Annotated in this window: 20 protein-coding genes; 17 read left to right on the top strand and 3 right to left on the bottom strand. The window is 67.2% G+C overall.

Going from position 1 to position 17,243, the window contains the following annotated elements; all coding sequences use genetic code 11:
* Window positions 1-21 precede the first annotated feature (21 nt).
* From aspS to CON77_RS01520, 13 genes are all read left to right on the top strand, one after another.
* Entirely contained in the window at window positions 22-1,827 is a 1,806-nt protein-coding gene (gene aspS / locus CON77_RS01580; RefSeq protein ID WP_101047152.1) for an aspartate--tRNA ligase, read from the top strand.
* 33 nt (window positions 1,828-1,860) lie between these two features.
* Entirely contained in the window at window positions 1,861-2,172 is a 312-nt protein-coding gene (locus CON77_RS01575) for an ElaB/YgaM/YqjD family protein (protein ID WP_101047150.1), read from the top strand.
* Between the two features lie 32 nt (window positions 2,173-2,204).
* Entirely contained in the window at window positions 2,205-2,585 is a 381-nt protein-coding gene (locus CON77_RS01570; RefSeq protein ID WP_101047148.1) for a phage holin family protein, read from the top strand.
* On the top strand, window positions 2,582-2,872 hold the full coding sequence (locus CON77_RS01565; RefSeq protein ID WP_101047147.1) for a YqjK-like family protein: 291 nt from the start codon (window positions 2,582-2,584) through the stop codon (window positions 2,870-2,872). The genes CON77_RS01570 and CON77_RS01565 overlap by 4 nt, the downstream gene beginning before the upstream one ends.
* A 70-nt stretch (window positions 2,873-2,942) precedes the next feature.
* Window positions 2,943-3,803 carry a flagellar motor stator protein MotA gene (gene motA / locus CON77_RS01560; protein WP_101047145.1) on the top strand — a complete coding sequence of 287 codons (861 nt, stop codon included), beginning with the start codon at window positions 2,943-2,945 and terminating at the stop codon, window positions 3,801-3,803.
* Window positions 3,804-3,812: 9 nt separating this feature from the next.
* Complete coding sequence (gene motB, locus CON77_RS01555; RefSeq protein WP_101047143.1) at window positions 3,813-4,889, top strand: flagellar motor protein MotB; 1,077 nt, start codon at window positions 3,813-3,815, stop codon at window positions 4,887-4,889.
* Between the two features lie 50 nt (window positions 4,890-4,939).
* Window positions 4,940-5,323: a chemotaxis response regulator CheY gene (gene cheY, locus CON77_RS01550; RefSeq protein WP_101047141.1), complete on the top strand. Its 384-nt coding sequence runs from the start codon at window positions 4,940-4,942 to the stop codon at window positions 5,321-5,323.
* Between the two features lie 13 nt (window positions 5,324-5,336).
* On the top strand, window positions 5,337-5,969 hold the full coding sequence (locus CON77_RS01545; protein ID WP_101047139.1) for a protein phosphatase CheZ: 633 nt from the start codon (window positions 5,337-5,339) through the stop codon (window positions 5,967-5,969).
* Window positions 5,970-6,063: 94 nt separating this feature from the next.
* Window positions 6,064-7,215, top strand: a complete 1,152-nt coding sequence (gene flhB / locus CON77_RS01540; RefSeq protein ID WP_101047137.1) for a flagellar biosynthesis protein FlhB — start codon at window positions 6,064-6,066, stop codon at window positions 7,213-7,215.
* Window positions 7,216-7,259: 44 nt separating this feature from the next.
* The gene (flhA, locus tag CON77_RS01535; RefSeq protein ID WP_232788365.1) at window positions 7,260-9,341 is read left to right on the top strand and encodes a flagellar biosynthesis protein FlhA; all 2,082 of its coding nucleotides are present in this window, start codon (window positions 7,260-7,262) and stop codon (window positions 9,339-9,341) included.
* Window positions 9,338-10,843 carry a flagellar biosynthesis GTPase FlhF gene (gene flhF / locus CON77_RS01530; RefSeq protein WP_101047133.1) on the top strand — a complete coding sequence of 502 codons (1,506 nt, stop codon included), beginning with the start codon at window positions 9,338-9,340 and terminating at the stop codon, window positions 10,841-10,843. Before flhA ends, flhF begins: the two co-directional genes overlap by 4 nt.
* A complete protein-coding gene (locus CON77_RS01525; RefSeq protein ID WP_157826820.1) occupies window positions 10,836-11,564 on the top strand; it encodes a hypothetical protein in 729 nt (242 codons plus the stop codon). Before flhF ends, CON77_RS01525 begins: the two co-directional genes overlap by 8 nt.
* Window positions 11,539-12,258, top strand: coding sequence for an RNA polymerase sigma factor FliA (locus tag CON77_RS01520; RefSeq protein ID WP_101047129.1), 720 nt, complete (start codon window positions 11,539-11,541; stop codon window positions 12,256-12,258). Before CON77_RS01525 ends, CON77_RS01520 begins: the two co-directional genes overlap by 26 nt.
* A gap of 95 nt (window positions 12,259-12,353) precedes the next feature.
* On the opposite strand, the gene CON77_RS01515 is transcribed toward CON77_RS01520, so the two are convergent.
* From CON77_RS01515 to flgA, 3 genes are all read right to left on the bottom strand, one after another.
* On the bottom strand, window positions 12,354-12,746 hold the full coding sequence (locus CON77_RS01515) for a hypothetical protein (RefSeq protein WP_101047127.1): 393 nt from the start codon (window positions 12,744-12,746) through the stop codon (window positions 12,354-12,356).
* A 22-nt stretch (window positions 12,747-12,768) separates the two neighbouring features.
* On the bottom strand, window positions 12,769-13,122 hold the full coding sequence (flgM, locus tag CON77_RS01510) for a flagellar biosynthesis anti-sigma factor FlgM (protein ID WP_101047125.1): 354 nt from the start codon (window positions 13,120-13,122) through the stop codon (window positions 12,769-12,771).
* Between the two features lie 157 nt (window positions 13,123-13,279).
* A complete protein-coding gene (flgA, locus tag CON77_RS01505) occupies window positions 13,280-14,017 on the bottom strand; it encodes a flagellar basal body P-ring formation chaperone FlgA (RefSeq protein WP_101047123.1) in 738 nt (245 codons plus the stop codon).
* Window positions 14,018-14,169: 152 nt separating this feature from the next.
* Here flgA and flgB point away from each other — a divergent pair, with 152 nt between their 5' ends.
* From flgB to CON77_RS01485, 4 genes are read left to right on the top strand one after another with little or no spacing between them, the layout of a single operon-like run.
* Window positions 14,170-14,586 carry a flagellar basal body rod protein FlgB gene (gene flgB / locus CON77_RS01500; RefSeq protein ID WP_101047121.1) on the top strand — a complete coding sequence of 139 codons (417 nt, stop codon included), beginning with the start codon at window positions 14,170-14,172 and terminating at the stop codon, window positions 14,584-14,586.
* Window positions 14,587-14,597: 11 nt separating this feature from the next.
* Window positions 14,598-15,005 carry a flagellar basal body rod protein FlgC gene (gene flgC, locus CON77_RS01495; protein ID WP_101047119.1) on the top strand — a complete coding sequence of 136 codons (408 nt, stop codon included), beginning with the start codon at window positions 14,598-14,600 and terminating at the stop codon, window positions 15,003-15,005.
* A gap of 19 nt (window positions 15,006-15,024) precedes the next feature.
* Window positions 15,025-15,684: a flagellar hook assembly protein FlgD gene (locus CON77_RS01490; protein WP_232788361.1), complete on the top strand. Its 660-nt coding sequence runs from the start codon at window positions 15,025-15,027 to the stop codon at window positions 15,682-15,684.
* 44 nt (window positions 15,685-15,728) lie between these two features.
* Window positions 15,729-17,213 (top strand): flagellar hook protein FlgE, encoded by a 1,485-nt coding sequence (locus tag CON77_RS01485; protein ID WP_101047117.1) that lies wholly within the window; start codon window positions 15,729-15,731, stop codon window positions 17,211-17,213.
* Window positions 17,214-17,243: the final 30 nt, after the last annotated feature.

Genomic DNA, 17,243 nt, shown 5'->3' with positions numbered 1-17,243 from the left:
TTCTCCTGAAAGCTGAACCTTATGGCAATGCGTAGCGAATACTGTGGTCTGGTGACCGAAGCCCTGCTGGGCCAGCAAGTGACCCTGTGCGGCTGGGTCAACCGCCGCCGCGACCACGGCGGGGTGATTTTCGTCGACCTGCGCGACCGCGAAGGCTATGTCCAGGTGGTCTGCGACCCGGACCGCCCCGACATGTTCAAGGCCGCCGAAGGCCTGCGCAACGAGTTCTGCGTGCAGGTCAAGGGCCTGGTGCGCGCGCGCCCGGAAGGCACCACCAACGACGCCATGAAGAGCGGCAAGATCGAGGTGCTGTGCCACGAGATCACCGTGCTCAACGCCTCGGTCACTCCGCCGTTCCAGCTCGACGACGAGCACCTGAGCGAAACCACCCGCCTGACGCACCGCGTGCTGGACCTGCGCCGCCCCTACATGCAGAAAAACCTGATGCTGCGTTACAAGGTGGCCATGGCGGTGCGCAAGTACCTGGACGAAAACGGTTTCATCGACATCGAAACCCCGATGCTGACCAAGTCCACGCCCGAAGGCGCACGCGACTACCTGGTGCCCAGCCGCGTGCACGACGGCCAGTTCTTCGCGTTGCCGCAGTCGCCCCAGCTGTTCAAGCAGTTGCTGATGGTGGCCGGCTACGACCGCTACTACCAGATCACCAAGTGCTTCCGCGACGAGGACCTGCGCGCCGACCGCCAGCCGGAATTCACCCAGATCGATATCGAAACCAGCTTCCTGACCGAAGAGGACATCCGCGCGATGTTCCAGGGCATGATCACCCACGTGTTCCAGACCACCATGGGCGTGGACCTGGGCGAGTTCCCGATCCTGCCCTACGCCGAGGCCATGTTCAAGTACGGCTCGGACAAGCCGGACCTGCGCGTCAAGCTCCAATTCACCGAGCTGACCGACGTGATGGCCGACGTCGATTTCAAGGTGTTCAGCGCCCCGGCGCAGGCCAAGAACGGCCGCGTGGTGGCCCTGCGCGTGCCGGGCGGCGCCGAGATGAGCCGCTCCGAGATCGACGCGTACACCGAATTCGTCAAGATCTACGGCGCCAAGGGCCTGGCCTGGATCAAGGTCAACGACGTGGCCCAGGGTCGCGACGGTCTGCAGTCGCCCATCGTCAAGAACCTGCACGACGCCGCCATCGCCGCCATCCTGCAGCGCTCTGGCGCGCAGAACGGTGACATCCTGTTCTTCGGCGCCGACAAGGCCAAGGTGGTGAACGACGCCATCGGTGCGCTGCGCATCAAGATCGGCCACAGCGAGTTCGCCAAGAAAACCGGTCTGTTTGAAGACCGCTGGGCGCCGCTGTGGGTGGTGGATTTCCCGATGTTCGAGTACGACGACGAAGGCCACCGCTGGAACGCCGTGCACCACCCCTTCACCGCCCCGAAAGACGGCCACGAAGACTACATGGACACCGACCCCGGCCAGTGCATCGCCAAGGCCTACGACATGGTCTTGAACGGCTGGGAGCTGGGCGGTGGCTCGGTGCGTATCCACCGCGCCGACGTGCAGGCCAAGGTGTTCCAGGCCCTGAACATCAGCCCGGACGAGCAGCAGATCAAGTTCGGCTTCCTGCTGGACGCGCTGCAGTACGGCGCGCCCCCGCACGGTGGCCTGGCCTTCGGTCTGGACCGCCTGATCACCCTGATGACCAAGGCCGACTCCATCCGCGACGTGATCGCCTTCCCCAAGACCCAGCGCGCCCAGTGCCTGCTGACCCAGGCGCCGAGCCCGGTGGACGAGAAGCAGTTGCGCGAACTGCACATCCGCCTGCGCAATCCGGATGCGGCCAAGGCCTCTGCCTGATATAGTGGTTGCACCGTTTTTCGGGAGTTTTTCATGACGGACAACACGCTGCAACCCAAAGACAAACTCGTCGCCGACCTGAAGGTCGTGGTCGCCGACGCGGAAGAACTGCTCGCCGCCACCGCCCACCAGACCGGAGAAAAGGTGGCCGCCTTGCGCGAGCGCATGCAGGAAAACCTGCGGGCCGCCCGGCACAAGCTGGCCGACGCGGAAGACGCGATCAAGGAAAAAACCCGCGAGGTGGCCAAGGCCACCGACCACTACGTCCACGAGCACCCCTGGAAGTCCATCGGGATCGCCGCCGGTGCGGGCCTGCTGATCGGGATGCTGATCAGCCGCCGCTGAGCCCATTGGGGTGGCGCTGATGCCCTTGCTCCATGGCTGACGCCGGGCCATCCGAATCCCTGCTGGCCGGTTTGAAGGGCTGGCTGCACGACGGCACCGAGTTGCTGCGCGTGCGCCTGGAATTGCTGGCCGTGGAGGCCCGCGGCCATGCCTTGGACGTGGTCGCGCTGCTCACCCTGGGCCTGGCCGCGGTGCTGTTGCTGGTGTTGGGTCTGGTGTTCCTGGCGGTCTTGCTCACCGTGCTGCTCTGGGACAGCCACCGGGTGCTGGCCCTGGCGGTGTTCACCACGGTCTTCCTCACCCTGGGCGCTGTGGCCTGTGCCGGTGCCGTGCGCGCCTGGCGCCGCCAGGAGCGCTGGTTCGAGGCCAGCGCCGCCGAACTGGCCCAGGACGCCGAGCGCCTGCGCCCATGAGCGGCCCTGCCGAGCTGTGGCGCCGCCGGCTGGAACTGGTCCACCGGTCGGGCGTCCTGCGGGAGCGCCTGGCGCAACACGGTACCGCCCTGGCGCCGGCATTTGCGGTGGCCGAACAGACGCGCGAGGCCGCCCGCTGGCTGCGTGCCCACCCCTGGGTGCCGGGCTTGGCGCTGTTGTGGTGGGCCTGGCGCCGGCCGCGCCGGGCGTGGGGCTGGGGGGTGAAGCTGTTTCGCGGCGGGCGCTGGGCCTGGCGCATCGCGCGGGCGTGGCAGGGCCTGCGGTGACGGTGGCCCTGAAGTCCCGGGGCGTGCTGCCGATACAATGGTTTAGCAACGTCATCAGGGCAGAACGCTTATGTTTGTGATCATCGGGTGGGTGGTAGCCCTCGGTTGTGTGTTCGGGGTGTTCATCGTCCACGGCGGCAACATCGGCGTGATCCTCAAGGCCTTGCCCTTCGAGATGATCACCATCTTCGGCGCCGCCATGGGGGCCTTCCTGGCCAACAACCAGATGAAGGTGGTGAAAAAGACCGCCGCCGGTCTGGGCAAGTGCTTCAAGGGCTCGCAGTACACCAAGGACCGCTACATGGAGTTGCTGGCCATGTTGTACGAGATCCTGCAGAAGGCGCGCAAGGAAGGACTGATGGCGATCGAGAGCGACGTGGAGAACCCCGAGGCCTCGCCGCTGTTCCAGAAATACCCGACGGTCGGCACCGACCACCACGTGGTCGAGTTCGTGACCGACTACCTGCGCATGATGGTGTCGGGCAACCTGAACGCGCACGAGATCGAGTCCCTGATGGACAACGAGATCGACACCCACCACCACGAGGAACACGCGGCCGTGGCGGCGCTGCAGCGCATGGCCGGCGCCCTGCCGGCCTTCGGTATCGTGGCGGCGGTGCTGGGGGTGGTCAACACCATGGGGTCCGTGGGCCAGCCACCGGCGGTGCTGGGCGGGATGATCGGCTCGGCGCTGGTGGGCACCTTCCTGGGGATTTTCCTGGCCTACGGCTTTGCCGAGCCCCTGGCCGGTCTGCTGGAGCAGAAGGTGGAAGAGGCGACCAAGGAATTGCAGTGCATCAAGACCACGCTGCTGGCCAGCATGCAGGGCTACGCCCCCATGACCGCCATCGAGTTCGGGCGCAAGGTGCTCTATTCCACCGAGCGCCCCACCTTCTCCGAGCTGGAAGCCCACGTCAAGACGAAAAAGTAAAGCACTGCCATGAGCGCCTCGGGCAAGCCGCTGCAACCCATCATCATCAAGCGTGTCAAGAAGGGCGGACACGCGGCGCACGGCGGCGCCTGGAAGATCGCGTACGCCGACTTCGTGACCGCGATGATGGCCTTCTTCCTGCTGATGTGGCTGCTGGGTTCGACCACGGAAGGCGACCGCAAGGGCATTTCGGACTATTTCAACGCCCCGCTGAAGGTGACCTTGATGGGTGGGCCGGGCAGCGGCGCCAGCCACAGCATCCTGCCCGGGGGCGGTGACGACCTGAGCAAGCAGACGGGCGAAGTCGCCAGCGGGGATGTGGAGCTCAAGACCCGCGAGATCGGTGCCCAGCTGGCGCGCGCCGAGGCCATGCGCCAGGACCGCGAACGCATCGACAGCCTGCGCCAGAAGATCGACAACGTCATCAACGCCAACGTCAAGCTGGCCGAGTACAAGAGCCAGATCCGGCTGGAGATGGTGCAGGACGGTCTGAACATCCAGATCGTGGACGACCAGAACCGCGCCATGTTCAACGTGGGCAGTGCGCTGGTCCAGCCCTACATGCGCGACATCCTGCGCGAAATCGGCAACGCCCTGACCGACGTGGACAACCGCATCGCTTTGTCCGGGCACACCGACGCCACGCCTTACGGCAGCGGCGAACGCGCCTACAGCAACTGGGAGTTGTCGGCCGACCGGGCCAATGCCTCGCGCCGCGAACTGGTGTCGGCGGGTTTGCCCGAGGGCAAGCTGGCCCGCGTCGTTGGCCTGGCCTCGAGCCAGCCCCTGGTGGGCGACAAGCCATTCGACCCGATCAACCGGCGCATCAGCATCCTGGTCATGACCCGCGACGCCGAGGCGCGCATGAACCAGTCGTTCGAGGCCGCGACCCGGCTGGACGGTGAAGCGGTGCTGGAACCGGGTTCGCCCCTGAGCCGCGCGCCCGCGGCGCCCACGCCCGGCCCCACGCCCGCCTTGGCCGCCGGTTTGGCCCCCACTTCGGTGAACGCGGTGGTGTCCACCGTGCCCCTGCCGCCCCGGCCGGCCTTGTCCCTGCCGGCGCCCCCGGCGGCTGCACCGCGTTGAGCCGCCACGCCAAGCCTTACACTTAGAGCCCTCCCCAGACGGAGCCATGTATGCCCGAATTGCGCTTTTTGATTGTTGACGACTTTTCCACGATGCGGCGCATCGTGCGCAACCTGCTCAAGGAAATCGGGCACGCCGATGCCGACGAGGCCGAGGACGGCGTGGCCGCGCTGCACAAGCTGCGCAACGGCAAGTTCGATTTCGTGGTCAGCGACATCAACATGCCAAACATGAACGGTTTCGAACTGCTCACCCAGATCAAGTCCGACGACAAGCTCAAGCACATCCCGGTGCTGATGGTGACGGCCGAAGCGCGCAAGGAGGACATCATCGCGGCGGCCCAGGGTGGGGCGGCCGGCTACATCGTCAAGCCGTTCACCAAGGCCACGCTGGAAGAAAAATTGGCCAACATCTTCAAAAAGATGGGCTGGTAACAGGAGGCCGCGCATGAGCCACAACCCGCAGCCCGGGGACCAGACCGCCGAAATGTTTCAGCGCCTGGGGGCCATCACCCGCCAGTTGCACGATGCCCTGAACGAGTTGGGCTACACCCCGGTGCTCAAGGGCGCGGTGGACGAACTCCCGGACGCGCGCAGCCGTCTGGAGTACATCGCCCGCCTGACTGGCGAGGCCGCCGAGAAGGTGCTGAACCGGGTGGACGAAGCCAAGGCCGAGCAGGACGGTGTGATCGAACGCAGCACCCGCCTGCTCGACACCATCGGCGGGGTGCCTGGCCTGAAATGGGCCATGCCCGAGTTGATGGAGTGGTCGGACCAGATCCAGCGCGGGGCGCAACGCACCGACCAGCACCTGACCGAGATCATGATGGCCCAGGACTTCCACGACCTGACCGGCCAGGTGATCAAGAAGGTGGTGTCGCTGGCCGCGACCATTGAAGAGCAGTTGTTGCAGCTTTTGCTGCAGGCCGCGCCGCACGCCCTGGACGGTGAGGCCCGGACCGGTGGCACGCCGGCGTCCAGGGAGGCCTTGTCCGGCCCGGTGGTCAATGCCGAAGGCCGCACCGACGTGGTCACCAGCCAGGCGCAGGTGGATGACCTGCTGTCCAGCCTCGGCTTCTGAGTCCGGGGGTGAATTGGCCGGTTTTCCCGGCTTGATCGCGCTTTAGAAATCTGGCTTGCGCCAGACAATGCGGTGAACGATTCGTTGCACCGCCATGAGCTCCTCCACCCAAGACAAAAACCTGCCGGCCACGCCGCAGCGCCTGAAGAAGGCGCGCGAGGATGGGCAGGTGCCGCGCTCGCGCGACCTGACGCACCTGGCGGTGCTGGGGGGCGGTTTGGTGGCGCTGTCGGTGCTGGTGCCCTGGGGCTACGAACGCCTGCGCCAGGCCATGCGCCTGGGCTTGTCCTTCAACGCCGATACGGTGCGCCATCCCGAGGCGGCCCTGGAGTACATGGTGTTGGCCGTGGGCGAGGCGCTGATGTTCTTCCTGCCCCTGGGCCTGGGTGTGGCCGCCGTCGCCACCGCCGCGATGGTGGCTTCGGGCTCCTTCGCCTACAGCGTCAAGCCGCTGATGCCGGACTTTTCCAAGATCGGCCTGCTCAGCGGTTTTGGCCGGCTGTTCTCGAAGCAGCAGTTCTTCGAAGTGCTCAAGCTGACCGCGATCACGGTGTTGCTGGCGGTGGTGGCGGCGATGTTTGTCCGCAGTCACCTGGCGGAGTTCGGCACGTTGCTGATGCGCCCCCTGGAAAGCTCCATGAGCCAGTTGGGCGAATGGTTCACCACCGGGGTGGGGACCTTGCTGGCGGTGGTGTTCCTGATCGCCGCCATCGACGTGCCGCTGCAGCGCTACCTGCACGCCAACAAGCTCAAAATGTCGCTCAAGGAAGTGAAGGACGAGCACAAGGAGTCCGAGGGCAACCCGCAGCTCAAGGGCAAGCTGCGCCAGCGCCAGCGCGAGATCGCCCAGGGCAACAGCGTCAGCCGCGTGCCGTCGGCCGATCTGGTGGTGATGAACCCGACCCACTACGCCGTGGCGCTGAAGTACGACGACAAGACCATGGTGGCGCCGCACGTCATCGCCAAGGGGGCGGACCTGATCGCGCTGCGCATCCGCGACATGGCCAAGGACCACCAGGTGCCGGTGCTGGAGTCGCCGATGCTGGCGCGTGCCCTGTACGCCCACACCGAGATCGACCAGCAGGTGCCGGCCGCGCTGTTCACGGCCGTGGCCCAGGTGTTGGCCTATGTGTACCGCCTGAAGGCCGCACTGCGTGGCCAGGGCCCGATGCCCACCACCGTGCCACAGCCCGAGGTGCCGGTGGAGCTGGACCCGCACCACGGCCGCACCGCCGCCGCCCATTGAAGACGCTCCCGGAGTCCTGAAGCATGAACGCCTCCCTCCAAAAGATGCAGCACTGGCTGGGCCAGGGCCGTGGCCACGGTTCGGCGCTGGCTGCGCCCATCCTGGTGATGCTGGTGCTGTCGATGATGGTGCTGCCGCTGCCGGCCTGGTTGCTCGACACCTTTTTCACGCTCAACATTGCGCTGTCGCTGACGGTGATGATGGTGGCCGCCTACATGAAGCGGGCGCTGGACTTCCTGGCCTTTCCGGTGGTGCTGCTGCTGACCACCTTGCTGCGCCTGTCGCTCAACGTCGCCTCGACCCGGGTGGTGCTGATGGAGGGCCACACCGGCCCGGGCGCCGCCGGTGCGGTGATCGAGGCTTTCGGCACCTTCCTGGTGGGCGGTAACTTCGCCGTCGGTCTGATCGTCTTCGTCATCCTGGTGGTGATCAACTTCGTGGTGATCACCAAGGGTGCCGAGCGTATCGCCGAAGTGGGTGCTCGCTTCACTCTGGACGCCATGCCGGGCAAGCAGATGGCGATCGACGCCGACCTGAACGCTGGCCTGATCGACCAGCAGGAGGCGAAGAAGCGCCGCTCCGAGGTGGGCGAGGAGGCCGACTTTTTCGGCAACATGGACGGCGCGTCCAAGTTCGTGCGCGGCGACGCCATCGCCGGCATCCTGATCCTGCTGATCAACATCGTCGGGGGTTTTGCCATTGGCGTGCTGCAGCACGGCCTGTCGGCCGGCCAGGCGGCGGACCACTACATCGTGCTGGCGGTGGGCGATGCGCTGGTGGCGCAGATCCCGGGCCTGCTGATTTCCGTGGCCGCGGCCATGGTGGTGTCGCGCGTGGGCAAAGACGAGGAACTGGGCCAGCAGATCGTGTCGCAGATGTTCATGTCGCCGCGGGTGCTGGCGGTGACGGCCACGGTGCTGTTCCTGCTGGGCGTGGTGCCGGGCATGCCGCACGTGGTGTTCCTGACCTTTGCCTTTGCCATCGGCGGTGTGGCCTACTGGCTGGCGCGGGAGCAGGCCAAGCCCGCGGCCGTGGACGTCCAGGCGCAACAAGCGGCCGCGGCCGCGGCCGCGCCGGCGGCCGATGCCGAAGCCACCTGGGACGACCTGCAGCCGGTGGACCTGCTCGGGCTGGAGCTGGGCTACCGTCTCATTCCCCTGGTGGACAAGAGCCGCCAGGGCGACCTGCTGACCCGCATCAAGGGCGTGCGCAAGAAGTTCGCGCAGGAGGTGGGCTTCCTGCCGCCGGCGGTGCACGTGCGCGACAACCTGGAGCTGCGCCCCAGCGCCTACCGCATCACCCTGCGTGGGGTGGTGGTGGGCGAGGGCGAGTGCTTCCCCGGCCAGCACCTGGCGATCAATCCGGGGCACATCAAGACGCCGCTGATCGGCACCGCCACCACCGACCCGGCCTTTGGCCTGCCGGCGCACTGGATCGACGAGCGCCAGAAGGAAAACGCACAAATGGCGGGTTACACCGTGGTTGATTCGGAGACCGTGCTGGCCACGCATTTGTCACACTTGATGCAAGTCCACGCCGCCAAGTTGCTGAGCCGCACCGAGACCCAGGAGCTGGTGGCGCACGTGGCGAAGTTGGCCCCCAAACTCATCGAAGAAGTGGTTCCTGCAATGGTGTCGATCGGCGTGTTCCAGAAAGTCCTCCAGCTGCTGCTGGAAGAGAACGTGAACATCCGCGACATCCGCACCATCGTCGAAGCCTTGGCCGAACACGCGGGCCAGGCGCAGGACCCGGCCGAGCTGGCCCGGCGCGTGCGCCAGGCCCTGGCCCCGGCCATCGTGCAACAGATCTACGGCCCTGTGAACGAGCTGGAAGTCATTGCCATCGAACCCGGCCTGGAGCGGCTGCTGACCCAGGCCCTGAGCGGCCAGGGCATGGCCGCCCTGGACCCCGGCGTGGCCGACATGCTGACCCAATCGGCCGCCAAAGTGGCCAACCGCCAAGAAGAAACCGGTGTGCCCGCCTGCCTGCTGGTGCCCGACGCCATCCGTTCCGCCATGGCGCGCCTGCTGCGCCGTGCCGCCCCGCGCCTGCAAGTGCTGGCGCACAGCGAAATTCCTGAGACCCACCTGATCCGGATCGGCCCGATCCTGGGAGAACCCGCATGAACGCCCAACGCTTTATTGCCTCCAATTCGCGCGAAGCCATGGCCCAGGCCAAAGCCGCCTTCGGCGACAGCGCGGTGATTTTGTCGAGCCGCTCGACCGAGCAGGGCTTCGAGGTGGTCGCCACCGCCGAGGAGCACCTGGCGACCCTGACGACGCACCAGCCGCCGACGGCTCCGGTGGCTGGCCCGCGCGCCGAACGCCCCGCTGGCATGAGCCTGCAGCAACGTGCCGCCCAACAACTGCCCCCGGTGTCGGCCGGTAGCAGCGTGGCGCAGGACACCGAAACCCTGGCCATGAGCACCCTGTCGTTCCAGGACTATGTGCGCGAACGCATGCTGCGCAAGCGCCGCGAGGCCTTGCAGGGCACCGAGGCGGTGGCGTGCAAGCCGGCGGCACGCCCCGTGGCCAGTGCGGCGCCAACCCGCCCGGTGGCCTCTCCCCGCAATGCCCCGGCGGCAGCGCCGGATGACGCGATGAGCCTGCCCTTCGGCCGCCCCACGGCCGCCCCGGCGGCGTCCAAAGCCAAGGGCGCCGCGGTGCCCGAAACCCCGGCTGGCGCCCGCCTGGCCGAACAGATCAACGGCCTCAAGGCGCTGATGGAAGAGCGCTTCAACACCCTGGCCTGGCTGGGGCAGGCCAAGCAGGACCCGATCCAGTCCAACCTGATGCTCAAGCTCATCCGTTCCGGCTATTCGCCCACCGTGGCGCGCGCCGTGATGGAGCGCCTGCCCGAGCAGTACGGCGCCGCCGATGCGTTCCGCTGGGTGCAGGAGGTGCTGGCCCGCAACCTGAAAACCACCCGCGACGCCGGCGCCCTGTGCGACGAAGGCGGCGTGTTCGCCCTGATCGGCTCGACCGGTGTGGGCAAAACCACCACCGCCGCCAAGCTCGCCGCCCAGTGCGTCAAGGCCTACGGCGCCAACAGCGTCGGCCTGATCACGCTGGACACCTACCGCGTGGCCGGTTACGAACAGCTGCGCACCTACGGCCGCATGCTCGGCGTGGTGGCCCACCTGGCCCACGACCGCGCCGCCCTGCAGGACCTGCTGGAGCTGCTGGCGAACAAGCGCATGGTCATCATCGACACCGCCGGCCTCGGCCAAAAGGACCCGCGCATCCAGGAAATGATGGAGCTGCTGGCCAGCCCGAGCATCAAGAAGCTGCTGGTGCTCAACGCCGGTGCCCACGGCGACACCCTGGACGAGGTGTTCGGCGCGTACAAGGACAGCGGCTTGCACGGCGTCGTCCTGTCCAAGGTGGACGAGGCCGCCAAGCTGGGCCCGGCGGTGGACGCGCTGATCCGCCACCAAGTCGTGCTGCGCGGCCTGTGCACCGGCCAGCGCGTGCCCGAAGACTGGCAGCGTCCCGACGCGGCGGCCCTGGTGCGCATGAGCATGGGCAGCAGTGGCAAATCCGCCCAGGACCCGCAGGCCAGCGAGCTGGCGCTGTTCTTCACCGACCCGGTGCAGCCCGGCGTGCAACTGGATGCCTGGCATGCTTGAGACCGTCTGCGATCAGGCCCACGGCCTGCAGGCCCTGGAGCTGCGGCCACCGATCCGGGTGCTGCCGGTGGTGGCCAGCGCCGACGACGAGCGATCGCTCGAACTGCTGTGGCGGCTGGAGCAGGGCTTCCAGGCGCTGGAACTGCCGGTGGTGGTGCTTGAAGGTGCCCACGGCCTGGCGGTGGCCGACGCCCGTGCCGGTCACCGGGCCGTGCTGCGGCGCTGGCTGGAGGGGGTGCCGCCGGGCAGCGTGGTGCTGTGGCACGCCCCGCTGGCGGCCCTGAGCACCCTGCTGGCCGACAGCCAGGCGCGCCCCTTGGTGGCGCTGACCGAGGCGCCCAGCGCCCTGGTGGGCGCCTACAACGCGGTCAAGGTGCTGCAGCAGGCTGCGGCCCTGCAGGCCATCGTGCTGCTGCTGGACATGGCCATCGAACCGCAGGGCACGGCCCGGTTGGCGCAGGTGCGCGAGGCTTTGCGCGACACCTGCGAACGCCGCCTGGGCTGGGTTCCCGCGGTCTGGCCGCTGGGGTATCATCCCAGCAGGCACGGGAGCCTGGGCAGTCGGCTGGCCGAATCGGGCTGGCTCAAACTGCTCGACAGCGCACTGATGATCGACGAATTCGAGACCCGAGCCCATGATGACACCTGCGCCCCGCGTTGCCCGACCCCAGCCGATCAGACCATCGGAGTTCCAGATGTACACCGCCAAAGGCACGCTTGACCGGGACGCCCAACTCCGTCAATACAGCCCGCTGGTGCACCGCCTGGCGCACCACATGATCGCCAAGCTGCCCGCCAGCGTCGAGGTGGACGACCTGATCCAGGTTGGCATGATCGGCCTGACCGAGGCCTTGGCCCGCTTCGAGCCCTCACAGGGCGTGCAGTTCGAGACCTTCGCCAGCCAGCGCATCCGCGGCGCCATGCTCGACGAGCTGCGCGATGGCGACTGGATGTCGCGCGGCTCGCGCAAGCTGCAGAAAGACATCGAACACGCGGTGCAGCGGCTGGAGCAGCGCCTGTCGCGCAGCCCCAAGGAGTCGGAAATCGCCGACGAACTGGGCATGAGCCTGGCCGATTACCAGGAAACCCTGGCGCGGGTGCGCGGCACCCAGCTGGTGTATCTGGAAGACCTGTCGGCCAAGGGCGACGAGGAGGACAATTTCCTCGACCGCTACCTGCCGGCCGATGCGCAGTCGGACCCGCAAGCCCTGTTGGGCGACCACCGCATGCGCAGCGCGCTGATCGAGGCGATCAACAAGCTGCCCGAGCGCGAGCAGTACGTGATGAGCATGTACTACGAGCACGACATGAACCTGAAGGAAATTGCGGCGGTGCTGGGCGTGACCGAGTCGCGCGTGAGCCAGTTGCACAGCCAGTCGATCGCGCGTTTGCGGGCCCGTTTGCGCGAGCACTGAACGCCGCGCCTGTGCGCCGCTCCTGCGGCATGGCCCTTGAGTGCCCAAACAGAACAGGCCCCGAGTGGGCCTGTTCGTGTTGGGGTCGGGGGTTCTCAGGCCTTGAGGTAGGCGGCGCTGCCCAGGCCCGGGCCGCGCGCTGGGCCCAGGCGGCTGTAGGCCTGGATCTGGTCGGTCGGGAACAGCAGCCCCAGGGCTTGCTGGTTGCTGGCAGCCAGCCGGGCCTGGGTTTGCTGCAACAGTTCCAGGCGTTTTTGCAAGGCCTGCAATTTCACGCGGAAGGCGGTCGGGGGCTCGCCCCATTGGATGGCCTGGGCCAGGGTGGGCAGGGCCTGCTGCAGGGCCGGGCCCAGTTCGGCGCAGCACTGCACCAGGGCGTCGGCGGTGCCGAGCCGCACGCTGTCCAGCGCGGCCTGCAAGGCGCGCTCCAAGTGCTGGTCCAGGGTGTCCAGTTGTTCCAGGCTGGGCGACCAGTCGGGCTGCGTCATGGAGACAGGGGGCGACCGCGCCTCAGACGGGGGCGCTGCGGTCGTTGCCCGAGGAGGCGCTGGCCACGCTCAGCATTTCACGGGCGTTGCCCAGCAGCTTGTCGGCAATGGCTTCGGCGTTGACCGAGAAGGAGCCGTTGGCAATGGCGGCGCGCATGGCCTCCACTTTTTCGGCGTTGAACACGTCTGTGCCGGAGCGGGCCACGCCGTTGGTCATGGTCTGCGTCACGGCCGACAACTTGACCGCCACGCTGGCGGTTTGGGCAGCGGCAGCGGTGTCGGTGCTTTGAACGGATGCGGCCGCACCGTCTGCGGGCTTGTTGGGGCCAGCAGACAGGTTGTTGAGGGGCTTTTCCGGCAGGTTTCCGAGTTTCATGACGCTCTCCAGGTGCCCAGTGACGGGCCTTTGGGAGAGTTATCGACCATTGATGGAGGGACTTTACCCCTTTTTTCAAAAAAGTGGCGCGGTCGAAAACCCCGGGTGTGGGCAGAATCCGACAGTCAATGGCGGGCGGAGGGCGCCCGGCAACGCCTCAGAGCGAGATGTCCACCGTGTCGGCGTTGCGCACGGTGCCGCTCAGGATCTTGCGGTTGGGCATGCGCACCCGCGCGGTTTCGCCCACATAGCCGTGGGTGATGGCGGCCCCGGTGGCCATCAGGGTGAAGCCATTGCCTTGGACGCGCACGCGCACCTGGGTGCCGGCGGCAAAGGCCTGCGCCACGCTGACCATGCCTTTGCGCAGCACCTGGCCGGGCGCCAGTGCGCGGTCCGCCTGCTGACCGATCCAGTCTTCGGGGCGGGCCAGGACCGGAGCGCCGCCCTCGGCCCAGTCGACCTCGGTGGCTTCGAACTGGGACGCTTCCAGCGCAGTGCCGCGGGCGATGGGCTGGCGCACCACCCAGGCCGGGCCCCAGGCCTTGACGGTGATGGGCAGGAACACGTTCCAGAGCACCGGCCCCTGGACGCAGCGCAGCCCGATGCGGCTGCGCCCCCAGAGGCGTGTGCCCGTGGGGAGGTAGGGTTCGACGCGGGCGCAGGGGGCCAGTTGCAGCCGGCTGTCGAGTTGGCCCACCGTCACCTCGGGGCGCAACGGCAGGGCGGCCGGAGCTTCTGCCGCCAGCTGCTGCGCGATCCATTGCTGGGCCTCGGCGTTCCAGGACGGGTTGGCCTGGGCCGGTGGGGCCAGGGTGGCCCAGCCCGCACACGCCACCGCCCAGGCCCAGCGGTGGGCGGGCGTGGGTCGGTGGGAAAGGCGGGCACGGTGTGACATCTTGGGGACCGACTGTAGCCCCCGGGGCGGCCGGCAAAGCGCGGAAATGCCGGGCCGGGGCCGGCTTATTTGGGGGATTGAAAACGCTCAAGTTTTTGACAATCACTCCACCGGGGCATGGTGTCCTGGCACCGCAAGTTCTGGAGGTGCTCATGTTTGAACAGCTGACGAATCGGATGGAGCAGTTCTCCAGCGTGCTGCAGTTGCGCGCGCACCGCCAGCAGGTGATTGCCAGCAACATCGCCAACGCCGACACGCCGGGCTATGTGGCGCGCGACTTCAAGTTCGACGCCGCCTTGCGCGACGTGATGGATCGGGCCGGCAGCGGCCGCGGTGCCCTGGCCGGCAACGACGCCGGCCACCTGCGCACCTGGAGCAGCCAGGGCGGGGTGAGCGAGCAGGTGAAGGCCGACTACACGGTGCAGACCCAGCCCAGTCTGGACGGGAACAGCGTCGATCTGGATCAACAGCGCGCGAACTTCACCGAAAACGCCATCCAGTACGAATCGACCCTGCGTTTCATCAACGGTCACGTCAAGACCATGCTCGCGGCCATCCAGGGCCAATAAGGAGTGGGATCGTGTCGATGTTCAACATTTTCAACGTCTCGGGCAGCGCCATCAGTGCGCAGGCCCAGCGCCTGAACACCGTGGCCAGCAACCTGGCCAACGCCGATGCGGTCGCCGGTCCTGACGGCCAGGCCTACAAGGCGCGCCAGGTGATGTTCCAGACCGTGCCCATGGGCAACGGTCAGGCCTCGGCCGGTGTGAAGGTGGTCAACGTGGTGGAAAGCGCTGCGCCCAACCGCCGCGAGTTCAGCCCGCAGCACCCCCAGGCCGACGCTCAGGGCTATGTGACCCATTCCAACGTGAACCCGGTGGAGGAGATGGTCAACATGATCTCGGCGTCGCGCTCGTACCAGAACAACGTCGAGGTGATGAACACCGCCAAGACGCTGATGCTCAAGACCTTGCAGATGGGCCAGTGAGCCCGCGCCGGAGCCAACCATGTACATGACCGCCCTGACCAACGACCAGATCAACGCCTACAACGCCGCTGGCGGCAGCACCGCCGCCAACACCGACCCGGCGGCGGCGCAGGAGCGCTTCCTCAACCTGTTCGTGGCCCAGTTGCAGAACCAGGACCCGCTCAACCCCATGGACAACGCCCAGATGACCTCGCAGATGGCGCAGATCAACACGGTGACGGGCATCCAGCAGCTGAACGAGACGCTCAAGGGCATGGGCACCCAGTTTGCCGCCTTGCAGGCGATGCAGGGTGCCTCGCTGGTGGGGCGCGAGGTGCTGGTGGCGGGCAACCGGCTGAGCTTTGACGACGCCGGCGTGGGCCATGGCGCTTTCAGCCTGGCCAGCAGCGCCGACAGCGTGACCGTGGACGTGATGGGCAAGGCCGGCAACCTGCTGGGCACCCTGCGGCTCGGCGCACAGGCGGCCGGCCAGCAATTCTTCGACTGGAACGCCAACGGCATCGACCCCGCCACCGTCGGGACCTTCCGCGTGACTGCCACCTCGGGCCAGAACGCGGTGGCGGTGACGACCCTCTCGCCCCAGCGGGTCGAGGCCGTGGGCATGAGCGACGGCGCGATGACCCTGCGCACCAGCGCCGGCCAGACCGTGGGCTACGACCAGGTGCAAGCCTTTATGTGACGCGGCGGTGCCGCACCCCCCATTTCTCCTGAAAGGAAATCGCCATGAGCTTCAACACCGGACTTTCGGGCCTGAACGCCGCGTCCAAAAACCTGGACGTGATCGGGCACAACATCGCCAACGCCAACACCTACGGCATGAAGTCCTCGCGCGCCGAGTTCGCCGAGGCCTATGCCTCGTCGCTGGCGGCCACGGGCAGTGGCGGCTTCGGCATCGGCACCACGGTGGCGGCCGTGTCGCAGCAGTTCACGCAGGGCAACATCACCGTGACGGGCAACGACCTGGACGTGGCCATCAACGGCGCCGGCTTCTTCAAGGTGGAGCTGCCCAACGGCTCCGTCGGGTACACCCGGGCCGGCAACTTCAAGCTCAACCCGGAGGGCAACATCGTCACCAACGACGGTGCCAAGCTGCTGAACAAGCTGGGGGTGCCGATCGTGTTGCCGACCAACGCCGGCATTTCCGGCGAGCAGTCCACCAACATCGCGCTGGAACTGAACCTGGACACCCGGGCGCCGGTGTGGAACGACCCGAGCCTGGACGTGCCCGTGCCCCTGACCACCTACGGCACCACCGCGCAGATCTTTGACAGCCAGGGCGCGTCCATCAACGTGGACACCTACTACCGCAAGACCGCCGCCAACACCTGGGATGTGTTTGCCAGCTACCCGACCGAGATCCCGAGCGGCAGCACCTACTACACCGACGCCAATGGCAACCCAATCGTACCGGCCGGATTTTCGGAGGTGGTGACCCCGGGTGATCCCACGGCTACACCTCCCACTCCCGATGTGACGGCGCCCATGTATGTGGGGGCCGACGGCACCTTTTATTCCCAAGCGACCTTGACCGCTGGTGCGACCGCGACGCCGGCCACCTACACCGCCGTCACCGGCCCGGACACGGTGGTGGCCACCAACTACGTGGGCAGCGTGCAGTTCGACGAGCGCGGCAAGATCCTGGCCACCCGTGCGGCGGCCGATTTCGATCCGGCCGACACCAGCACCGGCTTCAGCGCCAGCAACCCGCCGCCCAACCTGACCATCAGCGGGGTGCGCGTGCCGACCGAGGCTACCAGTGCCTTCAACGTCGAACTGGACCTGCTCAACGCCACTCAGTTCGCGGGCGAGTTCAACGTCACCTCGGTGGAGCAGGACGGCCGGGCCAAGGGCGATCTGGTCGGTATCGAAGTGGAGTCCGATGGCAACATCTCGGCCCGCTACTCCAACGGCGAAACGATCGTGGATCCGGAGGACCAGATCTACCTGGCCAACTTCCGCAACGTCGGCGGGCTGGCGCCGATCAACGGCGGCTACTGGGTGGAGACCGCGGCGTCGGGCGAGCCGGCGCTGTCGCCGCCGGGAGCGGGCAACCTGGGTTCGCTGCGTTCGGGCGCGCTGGAAGAGTCCAACGTGGAGCTGACGCAGGAACTGGTGAACATGATCACCGCGCAGCGCACCTACCAGGCCAACGCCCAGACCATCAAGACGCAGGACCAGGTCCTGCAGACCCTGGTGAACCTGCGCTGATCGGCGCAGCCTGAGCCCGGACACCCCTTT

This window comes from Macromonas nakdongensis, assembly GCF_002837145.1.
In the GTDB taxonomy this organism is placed as follows: Bacteria; Pseudomonadota; Gammaproteobacteria; order Burkholderiales; family Burkholderiaceae_C; genus Macromonas_B; species Macromonas_B nakdongensis.
This window is presented reverse-complemented; position numbering and strand designations above follow the sequence as displayed.